Source organism: Thermococcus sp. M36, from assembly GCF_012027355.1.
Taxonomy (GTDB): domain Archaea; phylum Methanobacteriota_B; class Thermococci; order Thermococcales; family Thermococcaceae; genus Thermococcus.
In genome coordinates this window covers 1-393 of the sequence record NZ_SNUH01000341.1, presented here as the reverse complement: position 1 = coordinate 393, position 393 = coordinate 1, and the positions used below count along the sequence as shown (strand labels likewise).

Annotated in this window: 1 protein-coding gene; it reads left to right on the top strand. The window is 27.7% G+C overall.

What is annotated here, in order from left to right; genetic code table 11:
* The coding region (locus E3E36_RS12605) for a Holliday junction resolvase-like protein (protein WP_206203745.1) at positions 1 to 228 on the top strand (228 nt) is incomplete at its 5' end.
* Positions 229 to 393 lie beyond the last annotated feature (165 nt).

Here is a 393-nt window from a genome sequence, read left to right as displayed (position 1 = left end):
GCTCCCACTTTCAAAACATTTAGGTTTGAACATAATGATTGTCGTTCTTTATTTGACCCAATTGATTATGTAATATTCGAAGGACTTCATAAAAAAGGTAAAGTTGAAAAAATAATATTCACAGACATTAAGACAGGTGCCGCAAGACTTAAGCCTAATCAGAAAGAAGTCAAAAACTTAATTGTAAATAAAAAACTAGAATTTAAATTTTATAAAAATGACAAATAATCAAATAATAAACTTCTTTCAACTTCAAAGACAAATTTTTGGTGTTTGCCCAAATACTGGGAAAGTGTTTCGTTTAAGTGATTGTCATATTTATTTAAAGAAAAAACCTGAGCCTGATTGGCTTCAGAAAATTGAAATTGAACAAATTAAAATTGACAACTTGAA